General features: G+C 64.3%; 13 protein-coding genes. 10 read left to right on the top strand and 3 right to left on the bottom strand.

Annotated features, from left to right (window positions below; translation table 11 throughout):
- Window positions 1–15 precede the first annotated feature (15 nt).
- The 7 genes from RS897_RS00755 to RS897_RS00725 all read left to right on the top strand — a co-directional run bounded on the left by RS897_RS00755 (window position 16) and on the right by RS897_RS00725 (window position 9,280).
- Window positions 16–1,818, top strand: coding sequence for an FAD-dependent oxidoreductase (locus RS897_RS00755; protein WP_315834716.1), 1,803 nt, complete (start codon window positions 16–18; stop codon window positions 1,816–1,818).
- A 58-nt stretch (window positions 1,819–1,876) separates the two neighbouring features.
- Complete coding sequence (locus RS897_RS00750) at window positions 1,877–3,202, top strand: ABC transporter substrate-binding protein (RefSeq protein ID WP_407654407.1); 1,326 nt, start codon at window positions 1,877–1,879, stop codon at window positions 3,200–3,202.
- 190 nt (window positions 3,203–3,392) lie between these two features.
- A complete protein-coding gene (locus RS897_RS00745) occupies window positions 3,393–4,106 on the top strand; it encodes an ABC transporter ATP-binding protein (protein WP_315834715.1) in 714 nt (237 codons plus the stop codon).
- On the top strand, window positions 4,103–4,807 hold the full coding sequence (locus RS897_RS00740; protein WP_315834714.1) for an ABC transporter ATP-binding protein: 705 nt from the start codon (window positions 4,103–4,105) through the stop codon (window positions 4,805–4,807). The genes RS897_RS00745 and RS897_RS00740 overlap by 4 nt, the downstream gene beginning before the upstream one ends.
- A gap of 7 nt (window positions 4,808–4,814) precedes the next feature.
- A complete protein-coding gene (locus RS897_RS00735; RefSeq protein WP_315834713.1) occupies window positions 4,815–5,681 on the top strand; it encodes a branched-chain amino acid ABC transporter permease in 867 nt (288 codons plus the stop codon).
- The gene (locus RS897_RS00730; protein ID WP_315834712.1) at window positions 5,678–6,772 is read left to right on the top strand and encodes a branched-chain amino acid ABC transporter permease; all 1,095 of its coding nucleotides are present in this window, start codon (window positions 5,678–5,680) and stop codon (window positions 6,770–6,772) included. Before RS897_RS00735 ends, RS897_RS00730 begins: the two co-directional genes overlap by 4 nt.
- A 213-nt stretch (window positions 6,773–6,985) precedes the next feature.
- Window positions 6,986–9,280 carry an FdhF/YdeP family oxidoreductase gene (locus RS897_RS00725; protein ID WP_315834711.1) on the top strand — a complete coding sequence of 765 codons (2,295 nt, stop codon included), beginning with the start codon at window positions 6,986–6,988 and terminating at the stop codon, window positions 9,278–9,280.
- Window positions 9,281–9,327: 47 nt separating this feature from the next.
- Here RS897_RS00725 and RS897_RS00720 read toward each other — a convergent pair whose 3' ends face one another.
- Together RS897_RS00720 and RS897_RS00715 are read right to left on the bottom strand one after the other, a co-directional pair.
- Entirely contained in the window at window positions 9,328–10,764 is a 1,437-nt protein-coding gene (locus RS897_RS00720; protein ID WP_315834710.1) for an MFS transporter, read from the bottom strand.
- Window positions 10,765–10,781: 17 nt separating this feature from the next.
- Window positions 10,782–12,188 (bottom strand): amidase, encoded by a 1,407-nt coding sequence (locus tag RS897_RS00715; protein WP_315834709.1) that lies wholly within the window; start codon window positions 12,186–12,188, stop codon window positions 10,782–10,784.
- Between the two features lie 141 nt (window positions 12,189–12,329).
- Between RS897_RS00715 and RS897_RS00710 the strand changes: the two genes are divergently transcribed.
- Both RS897_RS00710 and RS897_RS00705 read left to right on the top strand, forming a co-directional pair.
- Window positions 12,330–13,175, top strand: a complete 846-nt coding sequence (locus tag RS897_RS00710) for a LysR family transcriptional regulator (protein WP_315834708.1) — start codon at window positions 12,330–12,332, stop codon at window positions 13,173–13,175.
- A gap of 176 nt (window positions 13,176–13,351) precedes the next feature.
- A complete protein-coding gene (locus tag RS897_RS00705; protein WP_315834707.1) occupies window positions 13,352–13,735 on the top strand; it encodes a hypothetical protein in 384 nt (127 codons plus the stop codon).
- A gap of 112 nt (window positions 13,736–13,847) precedes the next feature.
- On the opposite strand, the gene RS897_RS00700 is transcribed toward RS897_RS00705, so the two are convergent.
- Window positions 13,848–14,882: an aldo/keto reductase gene (locus RS897_RS00700; protein WP_315834706.1), complete on the bottom strand. Its 1,035-nt coding sequence runs from the start codon at window positions 14,880–14,882 to the stop codon at window positions 13,848–13,850.
- 302 nt (window positions 14,883–15,184) lie between these two features.
- Between RS897_RS00700 and RS897_RS00695 the strand changes: the two genes are divergently transcribed.
- Window positions 15,185–16,027 carry a VOC family protein gene (locus RS897_RS00695; RefSeq protein WP_315834705.1) on the top strand — a complete coding sequence of 281 codons (843 nt, stop codon included), beginning with the start codon at window positions 15,185–15,187 and terminating at the stop codon, window positions 16,025–16,027.
- Window positions 16,028–16,057 lie beyond the last annotated feature (30 nt).

Below are 16,057 nucleotides of genomic sequence, written 5' to 3'. Positions count from 1 at the left end.
CATCGAGGAGAGGACATGACCGAGATCAGCAAACCTGTGATCGAGACCGACGTGCTTGTCGTTGGCAGCGGCCCTGCCGGCGCCACCTCCGCAGCGCTGCTCGGCACCTACGGCGTCAAGCACATCCTCATCACCAAATACGGCTGGCTGGCCGATACGCCGCGCGCCCACATTACCAACCAGCGCGCCATGGAGGTGCTGCGCGATCTCGGTCTCGAGGGCAAAGCCACCAACCAGGGCGTGCCGCAGCATTTGATGGCCAACAATGTGTTCTGCGAAAGCCTGGCCGGTGAAGAATTCGGCCGGCTATATTCCTGGGGTAATCATCCGGCGCGCAAGGCAGACTATGACCTCGCCAGTCCGACCCGGATCTGCGACCTGCCGCAGAACCTGCTCGAGCCGATCCTGATCGAGGCCGCCGGGCAGCGCGGCAGCTCATTGCGCTTTAACACCGAATTCCTTGACCTGGTGCAGGACAAGGACGGCGTGACGGCCACGGTGAAGGACCGGATCTCCGGCGAGATCTCTCAGATCCGCGCCAAATACCTGATCGGCGCCGACGGCGGCCGCAGCCGCGTGGCCGAGGTGATCGGTCTGCCGATGGAAGGCCAGATGGGCCGCGCCGGCAGCATGAACATCATCGTGCAGGCGGACCTCAGCAAGTACGTCGCGCACCGGCCGAGCGTGCTGTACTGGGTGCTGCAGCCGGGGGCGCAGATCGGCGGCATCGGTGCCGGGCTGATCCGCATGGTGCGCCCCTGGAATGAATGGCTGATCATCTGGGGCTACGACATCGAGCAGGGCGAACGCAAGCTGGCCGACGATGAGGCGATTTCGATCGTGCGCAACTTGGTCGGCGATGAGACGCTGGAGGTCAAAGTCACCTCCACCTCGACCTGGACCGTCAACGAAATGTATGCCGGACACTATTCCTCGGGCCGGGTGTTCTGCATGGGCGATGCCGTGCACCGCCATCCGCCGACCAATGGGCTCGGATCCAACACCTCGATCCAGGACGCTTACAATCTGTGCTGGAAGCTGAAGCTGGTGCTGGAAGGCAGGGCCGCGCCTTCGCTGCTCGACAGTTATTCGGCGGAGCGCCAGCCGGTCGGCAAGCAGATCGTCACTCGCGCCAACAAAAGCATTGGCGATTTCCCGCCGATCTTCGAGGCGCTGGGCTTGTTGGCCTCCACTGATCCGTCAGAGGCCCGCAAGGCCATCGCGGCGCGCAAGGAGGCGACACCGGAAGGCAAGGCGCGACGCAAGAAGCTCAATGAGGCGATCGCCAACAAGAGTTATGAATTCAACTGCCATGGCGTTGAGATGAACCAGCGTTATGCGTCGTCGGCGGTGGCGAGCGACGGCACGCCGATGCCGGCCTTCGTGCGCGATCACGAGCTGTATTACCAGGCCACCACCTGGCCTGGCGCACATCTGCTGCATGTGTGGGTCGAGCACCGGGGAGAGCGCAAGTCGACGCTGGATCTCGCCGGCAAGGGCCGTTTCACGCTGCTCACCGGTATCGGCGGTGACGGCTGGAAAGCGGCGGCTGCCGCAGTGGAGAAGGCGTACGGCTTGCCGGTCGATGTCGTCACCATCGGTCCTTCGGGCTGCGATGCGCTCGATATCTATGCCGACTGGTATCGCCAGAGCGAGGTGGACGAGGATGGCTGTGTGCTGGTGCGTCCGGACATGTATGTCGGCTGGCGGGCGGAGCAGGCGGTGGCGAATGCGTCCGATGTGCTCGTTGAGGTGTTCGGACAGATTCTCGGCCGCAAGGCGGAAGCCGGCAAGCAGGCTTCGGTTGCCGCCGCATAGACGAATTGGAAATGAACAGCGGCCGGCCATGAACCGGCGCACCAGCAAGGAGGGAATCATGAGCAGGCAATTCCAGAACATGACAGGTGTGAGTCGCCGCCGCGTGCTGCAGTCCCTTGCCGGAGGTGCGGTGGCAACCGGCACGCTGCCGTTGTTCGCGCCGGCGGTGCGGGCGGCCACCAAGCCGATCAAGATCGGTTATGTCTCGCCGAAGAGCGGCCCGCTGGCCGCCTTTGCCGAGGCCGACGATTTTGTGCTCGGTGAATTCCGCAAGTTCATCAAGGATGGCATCAAGGTCGGATCGCAGACCTATCCTGTCGAGGTCGTCACCAAGGACAGCCAGTCGAATCCGAACCGCGCCGCCGAAGTCGCGAAGGAGCTGATCACCCGCGACAACGTCGCGCTGATCGCGGTCGGCGCCACGCCCGAGACCAACAATCCGGTGGCGACCCAGTGCGAACTGGAACAGGTGCCTTGTATCTCCAGCGTCGCGCCGTGGCAGACCAATTTCATTGGTCGGCAGGCCAATCCGGCGGATCCGAAAAGCTGGAAGCCGTTCGATTACACCTTCCACTATTTCTGGGGGCTGGAAGACGTCATCGGTGTGTTTACCGGGATGTGGAACCAGGTGACGACCAACAAGTCGGTCGGCGCACTGTTTCCCAACGATGCCGACGGCAATGCCTGGGGCGACGGCACCATCGGCTTCCCGCCGGTGCTGGCCAAGCAGGGCTTCAAGCTGACCGATCCCGGTCGCTTCCAGAACCTGACCGACGATTTTAGTTCGCAGATCGCGGCATTCCGCGGCGCCGATGCCGAGATTGTCACCGGCGTGATCATCCCGCCGGATTTCACTACCTTCTGGAATCAATCGCGCCAGAAGGGCCTCAAGCCCAAGGTGGTGTCGGTGGCGAAGGCGCTGCTGTTTCCCACCACGGTGCAGGCGCTGGGCAAGGGCGGCCACAATATCTCCACCGAGGTCTGGTGGACGCCGAAGCATCCCTACAAGTCGAGCTTGAATGGCGTCAGCGCGACCGATCTCGCCAAAGGCTACGAGCAGGCCTCTGGCAAGCAGTGGACCCAGCCGATCGGCTTTGTGCATTCGCTGTTCGAGGTCGCCGTCGATGCCATCAGGCGGTCGAGCGATCCAACTGATGGCGCGGCGCTGGCGAAGGCGATCGGTGCGACCAGGCTCGACACCGTCGTCGGCGAGGTGGCGTTCGGCTCCGACAAGGTGCCGCCGTTTGCCGCGAAGAATATCGCCAAGACGCCGCTGGTCGGCGGCCAGTGGCGGCTCAACGGCGACAAGTACGACATGGTGATCACCGAGAACAAGCAGGCGACGCAGATTCCGCTTGGTGGCGAGATGCAGGCGTTGAGTTAGAGATGTCCCACGCTGCGCGGATACCGGTGCTTCTTGGTTCACTCTGCGTCATTGCCGGGCTTGACCCGGCAATCCAGCTTGCTTCCTGCCTTGCGGAGGCGAAGCTGGATACGCGGGTCAAGCCCGCGTATGACGCTGAGAGTGAGGATGTGCTTCGCATCCGTTGGCGGCATGGTTTGTGGTGACACCCATGCTCGAACTCACCGCGGTCTCGAAATCCTTCGGCGCCATTGTTGTCGCCGACAAGATCGACCTTACGCTTGCGCCTGGCGAGGCGCTTGGCGTGATCGGGCCGAATGGCGCTGGCAAGTCGAGCCTGTTCAACCTGATCACCGGAATGCTGCGGCCGGACACCGGCCGCATCGTGCTCGATGGCACCGACATCACCAAACTTTCGCCGGAGGCGCGCTGCCGTGCCGGCATCGGCCGTTCGTTCCAGATCCCGCTGCCGTTCGATCATCTCTCGGTGTTCGAGAATCTGTCGGTGGCCGCGTTGTTCGGCGGTGGCCTGTCGGAAGCGGACGCTGTGCAGCATTGTGGACGGACGCTGGCGCTCACGGGTCTCGAAGCAAAGGCCAACCGCCTCGCCGGCAGCCTGCCGTTGCTCGATCGCAAGCGGCTGGAGCTGGCACGTGCGCTCGCCACCAAACCGCGCACGCTGCTGCTTGACGAGATCGCGGGCGGGCTGACCGATGCGGAATGCCATGAACTGGTTGAAACCATCCGCAGCATTCATGCGGAAGGCACGGGCATTATCTGGATCGAACATGTGGTGCATGCGCTGCTGGCGGTGGTCGAGCGGCTGATGGTGCTGGATTTCGGCCGGGTGGTGGCGCAGGGCGTCCCCACTGAGGTGATGCGTTCGCGCGAGGTGCAGACCATCTACATGGGCGTGCCGGCATGACCAGGCTGCTCGAGGTCACGGCGCTCGATGCATTCTACGGCGATTTCCAGGCTCTGTTCGGCATCGATTTCGAGTTGAAGCAGGGCGAAGCCGTGGCAGTGATCGGCGCCAACGGCGCCGGCAAATCCACTTTCCTAAAATCGTTGGCGGGACTGGTGCGTAACCAGCCAGACGCCATTCGGCTTGGTGGCCGCGCTATCGGCAACAGCCCCGCCGCGCAGATCGTGCGACTAGGGCTTGCGCTGGTGCCGGAAGGGCGTCAGCTGTTTCCCTCACTCAATGTCGAGGAAAATCTCCTGATCGGCGCCTATGGCGGCGAGCGCACCACGCCCTGGGATCTTACGGCCGTCTACCGGATGTTCCCGGTGCTGGAGCAGCGCCGGCGCAGCACGGTGACCGTGCTCTCGGGCGGCCAGCAGCAGATGGTGGCGATCGGCCGTGCGCTGATGTCGAACCCCTCGGTGCTGCTGTGTGACGAGATCAGCCTCGGGCTCGCGCCGATCATCGTGGAAGACATCTACCGCATGCTGCCGAAAATCCGCGAGACCGGCACCGCCATTGTGGTGGTGGAGCAGGACATTGCCCGGGCGCTACGCGCGACCGATCGTTTTTACTGCCTGCAGGAGGGCCGGGTAACGCTGCAGGGGCGTCCCGGTGATGTGGATCAGAATGCGATCCGCGACGCCTATTTCGGAGCATGAGGACACGATGACCGGACTGGACACCATCATCGAAGGCGTGCTGCTCGGCGGAGTCTATGCGCTGTTTGCGCTGGGGCTGTCGCTGATCTTCGGCATCATGCGCCTGGTCAATCTCGCCCACGGCGATCTCATTCTGCTTGCAGCCTATCTGGTGCTCAGCATCACCACCGCGCTCGGCCTGCCGCTGGTCGTGGCGGCGCTGCTGGTGATCGTCGCGATGTTCATTCTCGGTTTCCTGCTGCAGCGCCTGGTGCTGGAGCGGGTGCTCGGTGACGACATTCTGCCGCCGCTGCTGGTGACGTTCGGGTTGTCCATCGTGATCCAGAACGGGCTGTTGCTCGGCTATGGCGCCGATAGCCGCCGTCTGCAAGCGGGGCTGTTTGAATCGTCCTCGGTGACACTCGCACCGGGGCTCAGTGTGGGGCTGGCGCCGCTGGTCGCACTGGTGACGGCGATCGCGGCGGTGGCGCTGCTGCAGCTCGTGTTCTATCGCACGTCGCTGGGACGCGCGTTCCGCGCCACTGCGGACAATCCGGCGATCGCACAGCTGATGGGCGTCAACGAACGTAATGTCTATGCCGTCGCGGTGGGACTATCGCTGGCGGTATCGGTGATCGCGGCGATCACCTTCGGCATCCGCGCCAACTTCGATCCCTCGATCGGTCCGGCGCGGCTGCTCTATGCTTTCGAGGCCGTGATCATCGGCGGCCTTGGCAGCCTGTGGGGTACGCTGGCTGGCGGCATCGTGCTCGGGTTGGCGCAGACCATCGGCGCACGGATCAATCCGGAGTGGCAGATCCTGGCCGGACATCTTGCCTTTCTCGCGGTGCTGATGGTGCGACCGCACGGACTTTTCCCGTCGAGGCGCCCATGACCGTCGACAGCGTGCCCATGCCGGCCGCCCTCAACGACAAGATCCTTAAGCCCACCATCTGGGTGGTGCACGTCGGCACGACGCTGTCGCGCGCCGCGGCACTGGTCGGTTTTGCCATCGTCATCGCATTGGCGCTGCTGCCGATCGTCGCCTCGCGCAACCTGATCCAGGATCTGATCTTTGTTTTCACCATGCTGGCGCTCGCGCAGCTGTGGAATGTGCTGGCCGGCTGGGGCGGCCTGGTGTCGGTCGGGCAGCAGGCTTTTGTCGGGCTCGGCGCCTATACACTGTTTGCTGCCGTCGTGACGCTCGGTTTCGATCCGGTGTTGGCCGTGCCGCTGGCCGGCATTTTTGCAGCGGTGGTCGCCGCGGCGCTGGGGCCGCTGCTGTTCCGCCTGGAGGGACCGTATTTCGCGATCGGCAGCTGGGTGGCGACGGAAGCGCTGCGGCTGGTCTGCGCACAGGTCAAGTCGCTCGGTGGCGGCACCGGCATGTCGATCTCGCCGGCGGAGCTATCGCAGATGATCGGGGTGAAGTGGGTGCAGGCGCTGTTTGGCCTGCGCCCGGCGGCGGCACGCGACGTGCTGATCTATTGGCTGGCACTTCTGCTTGTCGTGGTGGTGACGCTCGCGATCTATGGCTTCGTGCGCTCGCGCATGGGGCTGGCACTCGCCGCCAGCCGCGACAACGCGCTGGCGGCGCGCAGTGTCGGTGTGCGTACCGGCCGCATTCGTTACGCCCTGTGGGTGATCGTTGCCTTCGCCACCGGGATGGTCGGCGCGCTGGTCTACCTGCAGAAGGCGCGGATCTCGCCCGACGCTGCCTTCAGTGTCACCGATTGGACGGCTTATGTGATCTTCATCGTGGTGATCGGCGGTGTGCGCACCATCGAAGGGCCGATGCTGGGCGTGCTGCTGCTGTGGGGGCTCATCACCTACCTCGCGCAATACGGCAGTCTCTATCTCGTCGTGCTCGGCGCGCTCGCGATCCTGATCATGCTGTTCATGCCCAGGGGCGTCTGGGGCACGATCGCGCGGCGCTGGAATGTGCGGCTGTTCCCCACCCAGCGCTGGCTCAGCCGCAGCCGCTGAACTGGCGCCGCTTGCGCAATTTTTCATCCGGTCTTTCGGCCAGGCGCCTGCCGGCAATTAAACGCAAGTTTACTTGATGGGGCGGGCTTAATTTCCGATGGTGGGACGCCGCCCGGCTCTGGATGGAAAACATGTTTCCGGTCCAGTTGCGTCGCTTGCGACGGGCCGTGCGGCGGATTTCGGCATCGCCTTGGCGTAACCATGGAGAGCCCCGTGAGTGAAGATCAAGTCGTCGAAGGCGTTGGCGATTATCAGGGCGCAGCCGCCGGATGGGGCGCGTTGAAGGCCGTTGCCGACGCCGTTCGCGGCCAGATGGGCGTGGTCAGCGAAACCCGCGGCTTGCTCACCATGAATCAGCCGCACGGGTTCGATTGTCCCGGCTGTGCGTGGCCGGACCCGAAGCATACGTCTTCGTTCGAATTCTGCGAAAATGGCGCCAAGGCCGTCACCTGGGAGGCCACCTCCAAGCGCACGACGCCGGAGTTCTTTGCCGCCCATTCGGTCAGCGAACTATGGAACTGGTCGGACTACGATCTGGAGAACGAGGGGCGCCTGACCCACCCGGTGGCCTATGACAGGAACAGCGATCGTTATGTCGCGGTGTCGTGGGACGAGGCGCTGAACCGGATCGGCGCGGCACTGCGCGCCTTGCCGGATCCGAACATGGCGGAGTTCTACACGTCTGGCCGGGCTTCCAATGAGGCAGCATTCCTCTATCAGCTGTTCGTGCGGGAATACGGCACCAACAACTTTCCCGACTGCTCAAACATGTGCCATGAGGCGACCAGTGTCGGCCTGCCAGTCTCGATCGGCGTCGGCAAGGGCACGGTCCAGTTGGAAGACTTCGACCACAGCGACGCGATCTTCTGTATCGGGCACAATCCTGGCACCAACCACCCGCGCATGCTGAGCACGCTACGTGCGGCCTCCAAACGCGGCGTACCGATCATCGCCATCAACCCGATGCGCGAACGCGGGCTGGAGCGGTTCACCGCACCGCAGGACCCGCTGGAGATGCTGACGCTGTCGTCGACTCCGATCGCCTCGTCCTACTATCTGGTCAAGGTCGGCGGCGACATCGCCGTGCTGAAAGGCATGATGAAGACCGTGCTGGCGCGGGACACTGAGAGCCTCGCGGCCGGCGGTTCCGGTGTGCTCGACCGCGATTTCATCGCCGAGCATACCACCGGCTTCGAGGCGCTGGTGGCCGATCTCGCGGCGACCTCATGGGAGGCGATTGAATTGGCCTCGGGCCTGTCGCGGGCGGAGATCGAGGCGGTCGGGAACCTGTACGCCAATGCCAAGCGGGTCATCATCAATTATGGCATGGGTATCACCCAGCACCGCCATGGCACGGGCAATGTGCAGCAGATTGCAAACCTGCTGATGCTTCGCGGCAATATCGGCCGGCAGGGCGCCGGCATCTCACCGCTGCGCGGCCATTCCAACGTCCAGGGCGACCGCACCGTCGGCATCACCGAGATTCCGAACGATGCGCTGCTCGATGGCATTGCGCGCGTATACGGCTTCCAGCCGCCGCGGGCCAAGGGCCACGATGCCGTTGAGGCGGTCAAGGCGATCCGGGACGGACGCTCGAAAGCGCTGGTCTGTCTCGGCGGCAATCTCGCGGTGGCGATGTCCGACCCGGACGTTACGTTTAAAGCGATGCGTGGTCTCGACCTCGCCGTGCATATCGCGACCAAGCTCAATCGCTCGCATCTGTTGCTGGCGAAGCAGTCCTTCATTCTGCCCTGCCTTGGCCGCACCGAGATCGACTTGCAGGCGGGTGGACCCCAATCCATCACCGTCGAGGATTCGATGTCGATGGTGCATGCGTCGCGCGGTGGGCTGAAGCCGGCATCGGAGCATCTGCGCTCGGAGCCTGCGATCATTGCCGGCTTGGCGATGGCGACGCTGCCGCAAACCCGCGTGCCGTGGACCGAGCTGATTGCCGACTACGGCCGGATCCGCGACGGCATCGAAGGCGTGTTTCCCGCCTTCAAGGATTTCAATCAGCGCGTGGCCAAGCCCGGCGGCTTCTGGCTGCGCAATGCGGCCTCCGAGCGGGAGTGGCTGACGCCGAACCACAAGGCGAACTTCCTGCTGTATTCGGGCCTGGAAGAGGATTCCGCCTCGACCGGCGGCGACATTCTCACCCTCACCACCATCCGCAGCCACGATCAGTACAACACCACGCTCTATGGCTTGAACGACCGTTACCGCGGCATCACCGGCCGCCGTGACGTGGTGTTCGTCAATGCCGCAGACCTTGCGCGGCGCGGCCTCAAGCATGGCGATGTAATCGATGTCGTGGTGCCGACGGCCGACGGCGCCAAGCCGCGGGTGTTGCCGCGGCAGACGGCGGCGGCCCATGCCATCGCCGAGGGATCGATCGCGGCGTATTATCCGGAAGCCAATGTGCTGGTGGCGCTGGAAAGTTATGATGAGAAGTCGGGGACGCCGTCCTACAAGTCGGTCCCCGTCCTGATCCGCCCGGTTCAGGGCTGACGTTACCGGCGCGACGGCGATCACGCGAAGCCCGTCGCGCCGGCGGGTCATGATCTGGTGTCGCTGCGCAACCACAGCGACAGGACACCTCCCAGCGCCAGGACGGCGACATTGCAGCCGAGCGCCACGGCAAAGGCCTGGGCGTAAGTGTTGGCGTCCGGGCGATCACCCAGCACGCTATAGAACACGCCGCCGATGACAGCGATGCCGAGCGCGGAGGCGATCTGGAAGGTCGAGATCGCGATGCCCGAGGCGAGGCCGGCGTGGCGCGGGTCCACGTTGCCGATCACCACCTTGATCACCATCGGCATCACGATGCCGAAACCGAGCCCTGCGCAGACCAGGCCGGGCAACAGGCTGCCCGAAAGCCGGCCATCGACCGTGAGCGCAACCGCGCCGAAGCCGATCACCTGCAGCGCGAATCCCAGGGTCAGGGCCTTGCCGCCGAGGCGCTGCATGATCGACGCCGAGACCAGCGATGCGAGGAAATATCCGATCGCATAGGGCAGTGTGGCAAAGCCGGCGTCGCGTGGCGTCATGTGCAGGCCATTCTGCAGATACACCGCGAAGGTGAGATAAAATGACGACAGCAGATACAGCGCCAGCGCCATCAGCACGCCCAGCACAAAGCCGCCATTGCGAAACAGCGCCAGCTCCACCAGTGGTGCGCCGCCGCGCCGGCTCAATCGCCGCTCAAACCATATGAAGGCGACAAGCGCCACCGGCGAAACCAGCAACATGGCAACGATCCAGGTCGGCCATCCGCTTTCGCGTCCTTCGACCAGCGGATAGACCAGCAGGCCGAGGGTCACCGACAGCAGCAGCACGCCGCCGAGATCGAGCCGCTGGGCGTGATCGGCCCGCGAGTCGCCGAGGAACAGCAGGCCGCCGACAAAAGCCACCAGCCCAATCGGAATGTTGATCAGGAAGATGGCCTGCCAGGAGAAGCCCAGCGGATGCGCCGACACCAGCACGCCGCCGAGGATCTGGCCGACGATGTTGGCGAGGCCGAAGGTGGCGCCATAGAGCGCCAGCGCGCGGCCCTGCTCCGCAGGCGGAAACAACACCCGGATCGAGGCCAGCACCTGCGGCGCCATGATGGTAGCGGTGAGGCCCTGCAGGATGCGACCGGCAATCAGCACGTGTGGTGACCATGCGAAACCGCACAGCACCGACGCCATGGTGAAGCCGGCAACACCCGTCATGAACATCTGCTTGCGCCCCAGCCAGTCGCCGAGCCGGCCGCCGGTGATCAGGAACACCGCATAGGTGGCGGCATAGGCCGAGATCACGAACTGGATGTCGCTCGCTGTGGCGCCGAGATTGGCCCGAATCTCCGGCAGCGCCAGGTTCACCACGTTGAAATCCAGGATCGGCAGGAACGCGCCGGTCAACAGCACCGGCAACGCAAACCAGCGTCGCGGATCGCCGGCTGGCGGGGCCGCAATGTTGGATGCGGCCTGTTCGATATCTGCAACAGTCATGACTCGCTCCCGTCGGCTCAAAGCGCGGGATGGCGACGATGCCAGTCGGTCGCCTGCTGAAAGGCGTGGCCGGCCTGCACCAGCAGCGCCTCTTCAAGATGCCGCCCCACCAGTTGGAACGACAGCAGCAGGCCTCTCCCCGTGAAGCCACCTGGCAGGGTGATGGTCGGGCTGCCGGACATGTCGAACGGCGTGACGTAACGCAAGAAGGCGGCAAGTCCCTCCGGCTCGGCGAACAGCTCGGCCTCTTGTGCCACCGTGAAGTCGGCGAGCGGCTGGGTCGGGATCAGCAGCAGGTCGATGTCGGCAAACAGCAGCGCCAGCGCGCCACTGAACGCGAGGCGAGCCTGTTGCGCCGCCATCAATTCGCGTGCGGTCACGCTGCGGCCGGCCTCGATCAGGCCGGCGATGGTGCCGGAGTCCGGCGGCCCGTACTCCGACGCGCGGGAGGGATAGGTCGTCTCATGGACGATGGCCGTTTCCACCGAACAGCAGGGGCCCCACGCCGCCATCACGGCTGCCGGATCTGGCAATGTCACATGCTTGATGCTGGCACCGAGCTCCTCCAGCACCAAACGCGCATCGCGCACGGTCGCGACGATGTCGGCGTCGACGTTGGTCTCGTTGTAGGTCGTGTCGATGCCGATCCGCAGGCCGCGCAATTTGCTGCCGAGGCCGGCGAGATAGTCCGGCACCGGCGCGCCGAGTGTCGTCGGATCGTTCGGATCGCGGCCGGCGATGGCGCCGAGCATGGCGCCGGCATCAGCGGCGCTGCGGGTCATCGGGCCGATATGATCGAGACTGCCGGCGAGTGCGAACACGCCGTGACGGCTGACGCGGCCCCATGTTGGTTTCAAGCCGGTGATGCCGTTGGCCGATGCTGGAAAGCGGATCGAGCCGCCGGTGTCGCTGCCAAGTGCGCCGAAGCAGAGCCCGGCGGCCGTGGCCACGCCTGAACCGCTGGACGACGCGCCCGCATGATAGTCCGCATTCCAGGGATTGCGCGGCGGCGTGATCGTCGGATGATGTTTGGCGAATGCGCCTTCGGTGAGCTGCAGCTTGCCGAGCAGCACCGCGCCGGCATCCGCCAGCCTCTTCACCACGGTGGAGTCCTGGGCCGGCACACGGCTGGCATGAACAGGCATGCCCGCGGCCGTGACAATCCCTGCCGTATCGCAGATGTCCTTCACCGCCACCGGCACGCCGTGCAGCGGTCCGCGACTGATACCCTTGTTGATCTCTGCCTCGGCGATTGCTGCTTGCGCCATCGCATGCTCGGCTGTGACGGTGGCGTAGGAATGCAACTGCGGCTCGAGGCGCGCGATGCGATCCAGCATGGCGCGGGTCAGTTCCGTCGGGGAGATCTTGCGTGCCTTCAGCGCATCGGAGGTCTCGAGCAGGGTGGCGTAGGGCAGATCGGTCATGGTCGTCCTCATCAAAAGCCGGCTGCCGCGGCGATCGGCCGGGCGGCATGCAAGGGTGGTGAGGGCGAAGCTAGTGAGGGCTTGACCATATTGAAATGATATCCATTTCTATATCAGAGATAACAATATGGAATGCTTGAGATGACCTCCCTGGATGTCGATGCGGTGCAGGCGTTTGTGCTGGTGGCCGATCTGCAAAGCTTCACCCGCGCGGCCGAAGCGCTCGACACCTCGCAGGCCGCGGTCAGCGTGAAATTGAAGCGGCTGGAAGAGCGGCTCGGCCACAAGTTGATCGAGCGCACGCCGCGCTCGGTGCGGTTGTCGGCGCGCGGCGCTGCTTTCCTCGATGTGGCGCGGGATTTCATTGCCGCTCATGAACGTGCGGTGGCCGGACTGTCGTCCGAGCCGCAGGGCTTTTCCCTCGGCATCAGCGATCATGTGGCCGGACCCGAATTGCCGGCACTGCTGGCGCGGCTGCACGGTTATGATCCATCGCTGATCATCACGGTCGAGATCGGCGCCTCGCGGGCGCTGCTCGATGCGTTCGATCGCGGCACGCTGGATGCGGTGATCGTGCGGCGCGAGGATGATCGCCGCGACGGCGAGGTGCTGGCGCGGGAGCGTTTCGGCTGGTTCGCCGCGCCCGGCTTCGAACGCCGCCAAGGCGATCCGGTGCGGCTGGCGTCGCTGGCGCCGTCCTGCGGCGTGCGCAATATCGCGATGCGCAAGCTCGATGCCGCCGGCATCGGCTGGGCTGAAGTTTTCGTTGGCGGTGGTACGGCCGCAGTTGCGGCCGCGGCGTCAGCCGGTCTTGCCGTTGCGGCGCTGGCGCATCGCGTCGCGCCGGTCGGCACGGTGGAAGTCGGCGAACGGCTGGGCCTGCCGTCGCTGCCACCATCCACCGTGGTGCTGCATTCGACCCTCACCGATACGCGCTCGCGCGGCGCGCTGCGCACCATCGCCGCGGCGTTTCGCGAGCATCGGTAAGCCGATCTTGCTCGCGCCTTGCCAGATCATCGGAATTCGGCCGAACACACATCGGCTTGACGTGTCGAAGAGTCGCGCGCCCATCGGTGAACTGACAAGTATATGCGCGCAACCAACTTGATGGAGGTCGCGACCGTGGAAACGATCGCGGCCGATCGCAAGTTGGAGGATTCGCCATGTCGCGACGCCCGCGTCCGGCCACCCCGCCACGCGCGCCGGTGCAACCGGGTCAGATCGTTTTCATGCGGCAGCAGAACTATGACGCTCTCTGGGATAGGTCGCCCAATCGCGCGATACCGATCACCGGGGCGTTGACTGTGGAGCGGATGATTAACGAGTTGAGGCAGCGCCGGGATGTCTGGGGCATGCGAGAGCTGGTGGTTCAGCCGGATCTGCCGATCATCGACCTTTTGGCCCAAGCGCCTCGCTTGTTCAGGGACTTGTGCCCGATGCTCGCGCCGAGTGGAACGCTCGTGTGTATCGCTTTTGAAGGACCTGGCTGGACGAGCTGGTTGCAGCGCATCAGACAAATTTGCCCGCACGCGATCCTTCATCGGTAAGGTGAGAGACAGGCTACCCGTGAACCATAGCACCGATGAGCGGAACGACATCCGGGATCAACAACCGGATCCCGGATATCGCTTCGCTCATCCGGGCTACTGAGACGATGCCTCACACCACCGGTGGATTGAGCCGCGCGAAGCCTGCCTGTCGCTGATACGGGAAATACGGGTAAGGCGCGGTCACGGCGCTTGCTTGATTCAGCCGCGCAATCTGCTCGGGCGTGAGCGCCCAGCCCACCGCACCAAGGTTTTGACGCAACTGCTGTTCGTTGCGCGCGCCGATAATCACCGAGGATACGGTCGGGCGCTGCAGGAGCCAGTTAAGGGCGATCTGCGGCACGGTCTTGCCGGTCTCCGCGGCGATGGCATCAAGCACGTCGACGATGGCATAGAGCCGCTCGTCATCGATCGGCGGCCCGAACTCCGCGGTCTGGTGCAGGCGGCTTTGCTCCGGCAGTGGCGCGCCGCGACGAATCTTGCCGGTGAGCCGGCCCCAGCCGAGCGGGCTCCACACCAGCGCGCCGACATTCTGGTCGAGGCCGAGCGGCATCAGCTCCCACTCATAATCACGCCCGAGCAGCGAGTAATAGACCTGATGCGCCACATAGCGCGGATAGCCATGGCGATCCGCGATCGCGAGCGACTTCATCAGATGCCAGCCGGAGAAATTGGACACGCCGACGTAACGCAGCTTGCCGGCGCGGACCAGCGTGTCGAGTGTCGACAGCACCTCTTCGATCGGCGTGCCGGCATCGAAGGCGTGAAGCTGCAGCAGATCGATATGGTCGGTGCCCATGCGGCGCAGTGCCTGTTCGACCGCAGTGATCAGCCGCGACCGCGACGAGCCCGCATCGTTCGGGCCGTCGCCCATCGGCAGCGAGGTCTTGGTGGAGATCAGCACCTGGTCGCGCCGGCCCTTGATGGCTTCGCCGAGCACCTGTTCGGAGGCGCCGTTGGAATAGACGTCGGCAGTATCGAACAACGTGACGCCGGCATCGAGGCAGATGTCGATCAGGCGTCGGGCTTCCGCTGCGTCCGTTGTGCCCCAGGCGCCGAACAAGGGTCCCGTCCCACCGAAGGTGCCGGCGCCAAAACTGAGGGCGGGGACCTTGAGCCCGGAGGCGCCAAGCGTGCGGTAGTCCATGATCATTCTCCTCGGAAACTGAAATCCCGGGTGCGAGCCCTGGTGTCACCGATGAGATGACGGTGTCTGTGCCCGATAGCCAGACGTCCTGCAGGAACATGATTTGTGACTTGAAATCATCGATCTCCGCTCGCCATGGCCAATTCAGATGTCCGCCGAATTTGCTCAATAGCTTAATGGCTTGCCATTTTACGTACATAATTATCATATTTTGATAATTATTTTGATTTTGAAGCTGCTGCTGCTATTGTGGGGATATGACGGTGGCGATGCGATCACTGTCGCGTGGGGAGGAATAGCCGATGTTCATGACCGCCCTGCAGGCGAGCGCCTATCTGCATCACCTGCATCTGCACAGCCCCTATCCGCAGCGGCTGGCGACGTTTTATGCCAACGCCATGGAGATGACGGCGATCCCCGCTGGCGACAATGTCTGGCAGGTGCGGGGACCGTCACGACGCTTAGTGATCAGCCGGGGTCCGGCCAAACATCTTGCGCACGCGGCGTTCGCTGTGCGCGATGCGGATGGCCTTGCGGGTCTGCGCGCGTATGCGGGCAGCAATCAACTCACACCGCAGGCGTTTGACAGCCCGCTGTTCGCCGATGGCGCATTCAGCGTGGTCGACCCGGACGGAAACGTCGTGGTTTTCGGTCTGGCGAAGCAGGATGCGGTGTCCGCCGACAAGCGGCTGCGTGCCCCATTGCAGCACCTGACGCTTGCGACCCGCAAAGTGCCCGCGATCGAGGATTTTTATGCCGGCAAGCTCGGCTTCGGCGTGTCCGATCGGGTGCTGCGCGACGACGGCAAGGTGATGACCTGCTTCATGCGCGGCAATCACGAGCACCACAACCTCGCCTGCTTTTATCAGGACCGGCAAGGCATCGATCATCACTCCTATGAGGCCGGGGAGTGGGACACCTTGCGCGACTGGTGCGACGGCCTCGCCGCGCAGGACATTCAGCTGATGTGGGGGCCGGGCCGCCATGGCCCGGGCAACAATCTGTTTGTGTTCATCGCCGATCCGGACGGCAACTGGATCGAGATCTCGGCCGAACTCGAAGTGATCCACGATCGTCCGGTCAAGCACTGGCCCCACGCCGAGCGCACGCTCAATCTGTGGGGCAACGCCATCATGCGCGCATGAAGGGGGCGCGCATGGCTGCAGTCGTCGTCA

The organism is Bradyrhizobium prioriisuperbiae (genome assembly GCF_032397745.1).
GTDB lineage: Bacteria > Pseudomonadota > Alphaproteobacteria > Rhizobiales > Xanthobacteraceae > Bradyrhizobium_A > Bradyrhizobium_A prioriisuperbiae.
Note: the sequence above shows the minus strand (reverse complement) of the source record. Positions and strands in the feature narration are given on the sequence as shown.

What these genes read in the sequence shown, in the direction of transcription:
- RS897_RS00700 (WP_315834706.1), bottom strand. Translation starts at nt 14,882, where the DNA reads ATGGACTACCGCACGCTTGGCGCCTCCGGGCTCAAGGTCCCCGCCCTC.
- RS897_RS00695 (WP_315834705.1), top strand. Translation starts at nt 15,185, where the DNA reads ATGTTCATGACCGCCCTGCAGGCGAGCGCCTATCTGCATCACCTGCAT.
- RS897_RS00755 (WP_315834716.1), top strand. Translation starts at nt 16, where the DNA reads ATGACCGAGATCAGCAAACCTGTGATCGAGACCGACGTGCTTGTCGTT.
- RS897_RS00750 (WP_407654407.1), top strand. Translation starts at nt 1,877, where the DNA reads ATGAGCAGGCAATTCCAGAACATGACAGGTGTGAGTCGCCGCCGCGTG.
- RS897_RS00730 (WP_315834712.1), top strand. Translation starts at nt 5,678, where the DNA reads ATGACCGTCGACAGCGTGCCCATGCCGGCCGCCCTCAACGACAAGATC.
- RS897_RS00710 (WP_315834708.1), top strand. Translation starts at nt 12,330, where the DNA reads ATGACCTCCCTGGATGTCGATGCGGTGCAGGCGTTTGTGCTGGTGGCC.
- RS897_RS00715 (WP_315834709.1), bottom strand. Translation starts at nt 12,188, where the DNA reads ATGACCGATCTGCCCTACGCCACCCTGCTCGAGACCTCCGATGCGCTG.
- RS897_RS00745 (WP_315834715.1), top strand. Translation starts at nt 3,393, where the DNA reads ATGCTCGAACTCACCGCGGTCTCGAAATCCTTCGGCGCCATTGTTGTC.
- RS897_RS00705 (WP_315834707.1), top strand. Translation starts at nt 13,352, where the DNA reads ATGTCGCGACGCCCGCGTCCGGCCACCCCGCCACGCGCGCCGGTGCAA.
- RS897_RS00740 (WP_315834714.1), top strand. Translation starts at nt 4,103, where the DNA reads ATGACCAGGCTGCTCGAGGTCACGGCGCTCGATGCATTCTACGGCGAT.
- RS897_RS00720 (WP_315834710.1), bottom strand. Translation starts at nt 10,764, where the DNA reads ATGACTGTTGCAGATATCGAACAGGCCGCATCCAACATTGCGGCCCCG.
- RS897_RS00735 (WP_315834713.1), top strand. Translation starts at nt 4,815, where the DNA reads ATGACCGGACTGGACACCATCATCGAAGGCGTGCTGCTCGGCGGAGTC.